The organism is Microcoleus sp. AT9b-C3 (assembly GCF_036705485.1).
Classification (GTDB): domain Bacteria; phylum Cyanobacteriota; class Cyanobacteriia; order Cyanobacteriales; family Microcoleaceae; genus Microcoleus.
Map to the genome: position 1 here is coordinate 22,636 of NZ_JAUBUR010000059.1, position 6,714 is coordinate 29,349.

Here is a 6,714-nt window from a genome sequence, read left to right on the forward strand (position 1 = left end):
CAGGTTAACTTCCTTTAATTTAACAGTGATAAACTTTCATACGGAATCATCAGATTAGAGATGTTGGTTTGAAAAGGAATTTATGTCTAAAATAACTCGCCGACAACTGCTAATTTTCTTCGGCAGCAGTGCAGCTACCACTGTGCTTGCCCCTCAACTAACTCAAACACTGTTTGGCATCAATTCCACCTCGACCGAAGCTGTTGTAGGGCCACTATCTTTCACTCCGTTAAGACTTCCCCACCCGCTGCCGATTTATCAAGAATTGTCCAGCTTTATGCCGACCGGCTTAAACGGACAGGGAACCGTGATGGCGGCCTCGCAGAATACTAAATTAACCAGCTACAACGTTGTTGACGATGTGGTTGTGCCGCCGGAATACGAACGGTACGTGATTGTCCGCTGGGGCGATCGAGTTTTCCCGAATCCGGCAGACTATTTCGGCTACAACAACGACTACACAGGCTTTGTAGGCCTTCGCGGCAGCAATGACGACGGTTATCTCTGGGTTAACCACGAGTACGTATCCTTCCCGATGTCAAAACTCGCACCCGATACCCCGTCAGATTTGGAATCATTCCCAGCAACGGATCGCGCCGTCCTCGGTCTAGACTTATCTGTAAAAAATCGCGCGACCCTCGGCGAATTTTTGTACAATATGGGTGGTTCCATCCTCCGCATCACCAAACAAGCCAACGGCAGATTTGGGGCGATCGCCGGCGACTCCCTCAACCGCCGTATCCACGGACTGTCCGGCCTCGGAATCAACAGCCAGCGTTCCGACACATACAAAGATGTCATCTCCTGGGGAAGCAGACAAGGCGACGACAACTACCTCATCGGCACGGGTCCTGCAGCTACCCAAGTCTTCGCGCAAGTCAATACCGACGGACTCGGCAACCGGATAATCGGTACAGCATATAACTGTTCCGGTGGCACAAGCCCTTGGGGCACAATCCTCTCAGCCGAAGAAAATTTCCAAGGTAGCGAAGATTTTTTCGTGGGAGTTCAGGAAAACATCAAACCCAACGGCAGCCAAACCGGCTACGCCAAGGGCACTACGGGCGAGGAATTCGGCTTAGTCGGCGAAAAATACGGCTGGATGGTAGAAGTCGATCCTCAAGATCCGAGTTTCCGCCCCCGGAAGCACACATGGTTGGGCCGCTTCCGCCACGAAAACGTCGCGATTCGCGCCGAAGCCGGCCGCAGATTAGTAGTGTACATGGGGGACGATCGGCGCGGCGGACACACCTGGAAATTTGTCAGCAACGGTAGTGTCACAAATCCCGCAGATAAAAGCAACAGCCGATTATTTGAAGACGGCGTTTTGTACGTTGCCCAATACAACCGCAACGGTACTGGAAGATGGCTGCCACTAACTATAAATAGCCAGACAAATCCAGTGCGTCCTTCTAAAGTTGGCGAGGCAGAATTAGCAAGTTTTGGCAAAGCTCAAAGAGATGCCGCTACTCGCTTGCCCAAACGCGCAGGAATTGCTGGTCAAACCGAAGACGGCGGTTCTTTTGTAGTAGATATAACCAATGAAGCAACAGCACTTTCGGGCTACCAAAATAAAACTCTGGCTAATTTCTACAGCAGCCAAGGCGCGGTTTTAGTTGATGCTTTTTTAGCGGCTAATTTGATTGGTGGCACTCCGACGGCGCGGCCGGAAGATTTGGAAGTTAATCCTACTACTAAGGAAGTTTTCATTGCTTATACTGACGGCGCACCGGGAAGCGACGGCTATCCAGATTCTCGCATTTTTAATGTTGCTAAATACGGTAGCGCAGTCAACAGCAATCAGCAGTCGGGAGGACTTTACAAAATAATTGAAGACAGTCCTGATGGTGCGGGTTTGACGTTCCGCTGGCAGCGTTTGGCGCAAGGTGGAGAAGCCGGTGCGGTAGATGGGGCGGGATTTGCTAATGTAGACAATTTGGCTTTTGACCCTCAAGGCAATGTTTGGGGCGTGACTGATATGTCTACGAGCACGCACAACGGTTTTGATGTCGGTGCGACTGGAGAGCCAACGACGATCGACCACAATAAGACTGGAAATGTGTCAGATATTACTGGTGTTTTCGGCAACAATTGGCTGTTTTACACTCCAACTTCCGGGCCGAATGCAGGAACAGTAATTCCGTTTGCTTACGGCCCGAACCGGTGCGAAATGACGGGGCCGACTTTTGTCGGAGATACGCTGTTGCTTGCGGTGCAGCATCCGGGGGAAGATTGCCCGATCGATGATGGTACTGTACTGAGTCGGCCAATTGAAATGTTGGATTTAAACGGTGCTGTTTTTAATCAGACTCGTAGTGTTTCTCGCGGCAGTTTGTGGCCGAGTAATATTGAGAACGATCGCCGTCGTTCGCCGATGCCGTCGGTGATTGGAATTCGTCGCGTGCGATCGACTCCAACGGGCCAGTTTGTTTAAATTTTACATTTTGCACCATTCTCGGTAACAGGCAAGATGCCTGTTCCACAAAGAGTAAATTTTCTTGTGGAACAGGCATCTTGCCTGTTCTTAAAAAGCTTATTGAGAATGGTGCAACATCTAAGTTTAAATTTGACTGACCAATCGGGGCCCAGAAACTGGGTTTTTTACGAATCTGGAGTAAGATTAAATGAACCGCGAGGCACGCGGACGCGAAGAAAGAGAAAGAAGAAGATACTGTTCTTTATTCGCGCTCTAGCCTCTTCGCGGTTCGTTCAAATAATTTAAAAAATCCCTATAACAATTAATATCCAATCCCTTAACAGCGAAATTTTTAAGAAAATTGTACTTGGCGATATAAATCGGCGATCGCAATTTCTAGCTTCACCGATTCAAGTTGCAAGGAATCGCCCCAACCATACTCGGAGAGAACCCATTGCCCCTGTGGATTGCGCCGAAATATCTCTACTCCTCGCTGTTCGACTTGCACCAAAACATACTCTTGCAGTGTTGAAAATTAGCGGTATTTAGCAAATTTAATACCGCGATCTGCTGCTTCTGTGGAAGGCGATAAAACTTCGATAATTAAGGAAAGAAATTGCACTAATTGCGGATTGTTATCATGCTCATCACAAGTTACTACAACATCAGGATAAAAATAGTTTTTCCCTGGTTCTACTTGGACTTTTACATCTATAATGTAAATTTCCTAGGGGAGATTAAGGCGATCGTCTAATAGCTTGAAAAAGTTTATGGTAATTCGATTGTGATTGCGGGTTTGACCGGTGATCGCGACGACTTCGCCATCCCAATACTCGTAGCGTTCCTCTTGGGTGGGTTCCCAAGCGAGGTATTCTTCTGCACTCATCGATAGGCGATCGGGTAAGGCAACCATAATCCGATCGGGAATGAAGTATGTTTCTAGAATAGCTTGAATCTACCCGTTTAAACAACAACAAACTGTAAATGTACTTTTCAGTAATTATCTAAAACAAGCTGAGGGTTGGTCGATCGCAATTACAGAAAATGGCAAGCAGAACGCAGTATGCGATTAGCAAAAATGCAGGGCGAGCGACCTATCTTGGTGGAGTAATTTTGCTGTTTGCCGACCTATTCGCCACTGCTATTCAAAGGCAACAGTAATTTTCCCGTTAGCACTTATTTCATGGGTCAACCATTCTATTTCTGGAGGGGTTGCTTGAGAAATTCTCAGGGTTTCATAATATTTTTCATCAAACACGTAACCTAACATTGAATCCCGAATATACATACTCCCTTTGATCATAAATTTTTTCTCGATCGGAGCCACCTGATATTGATACCAAGGCCACAGGTGAGTTACAGAAATCTGTTGGCGATCGATCTTGATTCTAGTCCATCTGAAAAAAGTTACAAGACGTTCCCACAATACAGAACAACCAATGACTAAGCCAATACCCCAACAAATTGGTAAAAATACCAGAAATGGAATAATGAAGAAAAATGCACCTTGAAGAACGGGTTTTATCCAGATAAAAGGAAATAAAAATAGCCCCAAGCAAAAAAACGTTCCTACAAATATCCAGTATAATTTCCGAAAACTCAACTTTTTTGGTGGAATGATAACCTCTAAATTCTCCCCATCTTTTTTCAATTCAATCCTACTACCAAAAGGTTTTTGTCTAACCATCGAGATATCTGTTGGCTGGCGGGGATTTTCCAAAGCTTCCAAGGCCTCTTTTGCAGATGCGAGGCGGCGGTTCAAACTCGGTTGTATCATCCACTTCAGCCAAGCAATTAAATCTGGATTGAGATTGACTGTTGACTCAAATTGAATTTGCAAATTACCTTGGGATAACTCGGCTGGATGCTTGCCCGTTACTAAATAAATTAACGTCGCACCCAAACTGTAAATATCGGAAGCGGGAACATTTCGCCCTCCAAATTGTTCGGGCGGCATATATCCGTAAGTGCCGACAACAGTAATCGTACCGCCTTTTCTAGCTGCTAGTGTCTGTACGGAACCAAAATCAACTAAATAAACATCACCGACACTATTGCCCGATCTGTTTGCCAGTAAAATATTACTGGGCTTGATATCTCGGTGAATAACTGGTGGCTGTTGCCCGTGGAGGTAGTCCAAAATTTCTAGTAATGCTTTAGCCAGTTGCTTGACTTCTGCTTCGCTAAATGTTCGCCCGCTTTTTAACCATTCTTCTAACGATTTGGCTGGGATATAGTTTTGTACCAAGGCAAATCCTTTACCCGTTGGCACATCCACATCAAAGTAATCCAAATAACGGGGAATTGCTGGATGAGAAAGCAGTTGTAACGTTTGCGCTTCTCTTTCAAATAGCTTCAAGTCATCCCAGCAAACATCTTCCCCAAAAATCAGTAGCTTAATCGCTACTAACTCTTGGTTTTGCAAGTCACGCGCTAACAACGTGCGCCTTCCCGCATTTTGACTTAGCTGTTTCTGGATGACATAACGCTCTTTTAAAATTTTACTTTCCATTTCTAATCCTCTTGAGAAAAGTGCTTGTTAATTTTATCGATCGTCCATACTCGATTGACTAATAGGCAAATCTAACCATTCGCTGAGTTCTCCTGCTATCCAATCAATCTCGGCATCGCTGAGATGCCTGGTAATCAGTTTGTATTCCTGCGTTCCCGCCCAAATCTGAATGTCGCGAGGTCTGCGCGAGTCTGTATTGAAACTATCTATAAGTTGTAATTTACAGATAGCCTCCCTCGGACTTGGGGGCAGTAGATTGTAACGCACCAATCCCAAGCGCTTGGAAGTGAAAGAAATTTGTTCGCGATCGATCCGCAACCGGATGAATTTTGCCGATTTTTTGATAGTTGATTCAATAAAAAATATAACAGAAATCACGCCTAAAATAACCACGATTGCCCAGAATAATAATTCATATCTAGAAAAAAATAGATACCACCCAAAGAAAATAAACATTACCCATATAAAAAACCCGACTGCCAATGAAATAAAAAATAAAAAATAACACATAAAAACCAAACATAGTTGATAAGGAGGTATCACAATCTCCAAACTATTCCGGGTTTTCTTGAGTTTTACCCAGCTTTTAGCAGGTTTTCCCAAGACAGATCGCCCCCCCTCTCCCGGTTTTTCCAGTGCTTTTAATGCCCGCTCGCCCGTGGTTAAGCGACTGTTTAAATCCGGTTCGGTCATCCACTGCAACCAGTCAACAAAATCGGAACTGACAGAGATTTTTGGCTCAAAATTAATCCGCAAATCCTCCTGCGGCAAATCGGCTGGATGGACTCCCGTTACTAAGTAAATTAACGTCGCACCCAAACCATACAAATCCGAAGCCGGAACCGCACGCCCGCCAAATTGTTCGGGCGGCATGTATCCGTAAGTTCCCACTACAGTAACCGTGCTACCTTCTCTCGCTGCTAAGGTTTGAACTGAACCAAAATCTACTAAGTAAACTTCACCCAACCAACCACCTTTATTAAGGGCGGAGTGTTTTTGTTTGAGGGGCGATCGATCGGCTAGCAGAATATTACTCGGTTTAATATCTCGATGAATTACTGGCGGGTTTTGGTGTTGCAAATATATCAAAATTTCCAGCAATTTTTTAGCGATTTGCTTTATTTCTTTTTCCTTAAAATTCCGTCCCGATGCAACCCATTCTGCCAATGATTTCGCTTCAATATAGCTTTGTACCAGTGCAAGCCCTTTAGTCTTTGGTGTCTGGAATTCAAAATGATCTAAGTAACGAGGAATTGCCGGATGGGAAAGTGACTGTAAGGTTGTGGCTTCTCGTTCAAATAGTTTTAAATCGTCCCATTGGAAATCTGCACTAAAAGTAAGGATTTTGATGACGACTAACTCCTGAGTTTGTAAGTCGCGCGCCAGCAAAGTTTGTCGTCCCCCATTTTTCCCAAGGCATTGCTGAATGGCATAACGTTCTTTTAACACTCGCTCTACCATGTTTTTTCTATAAATATTGACAGCTTTTACTATACCTCAGCCTTGACGAAAGCTGCTAGAAAAAAGCTCCATTTGTTACAAACATTAATTATGACTATTATGATATGACTATTATGAATTCAAGCAATGGCACAAGCGTTGCTAAAGTACGCGAAGCTGTTGAGAAGTGCTGGCACAAGAGTCTTACAAAAAAAGGCCGATCGAGATGGAAGGGGCGATCGCACGATCGCGCGGAATTAAGCGCGCTGCTGATATAGTCATTTCAAATAAGTATGAGACACTCTTTATGCACAATAAGCACGAATAACTTCATCAAGAGATGTGC

Annotated in this window: 3 protein-coding genes and 1 pseudogene; 1 reads left to right on the forward strand and 3 read right to left on the reverse strand. The window is 44.8% G+C overall.

Annotated elements, in window-relative coordinates; translation table 11 throughout:
• Window positions 1-82: 82 nt before the first annotated feature.
• Window positions 83-2,434 carry a PhoX family phosphatase gene (locus QUB77_RS29780; protein ID WP_333180556.1) on the forward strand — a complete coding sequence of 784 codons (2,352 nt, stop codon included), beginning with the start codon at window positions 83-85 and terminating at the stop codon, window positions 2,432-2,434.
• A gap of 334 nt (window positions 2,435-2,768) precedes the next feature.
• Here the strand turns inward: QUB77_RS29780 and QUB77_RS29785 are convergent.
• The 3 genes and pseudogenes from QUB77_RS29785 to QUB77_RS29795 all read right to left on the reverse strand — a co-directional run bounded on the left by QUB77_RS29785 (window position 2,769) and on the right by QUB77_RS29795 (window position 6,389).
• Window positions 2,769-3,329 (reverse strand): annotated as a pseudogene (locus QUB77_RS29785) (Uma2 family endonuclease).
• 228 nt (window positions 3,330-3,557) lie between these two features.
• Window positions 3,558-4,928 carry a serine/threonine-protein kinase gene (locus QUB77_RS29790; RefSeq protein ID WP_333180555.1) on the reverse strand — a complete coding sequence of 457 codons (1,371 nt, stop codon included), beginning with the start codon at window positions 4,926-4,928 and terminating at the stop codon, window positions 3,558-3,560.
• A gap of 33 nt (window positions 4,929-4,961) precedes the next feature.
• Window positions 4,962-6,389: a serine/threonine-protein kinase gene (locus tag QUB77_RS29795; RefSeq protein ID WP_333180554.1), complete on the reverse strand. Its 1,428-nt coding sequence runs from the start codon at window positions 6,387-6,389 to the stop codon at window positions 4,962-4,964.
• Window positions 6,390-6,714: the final 325 nt, after the last annotated feature.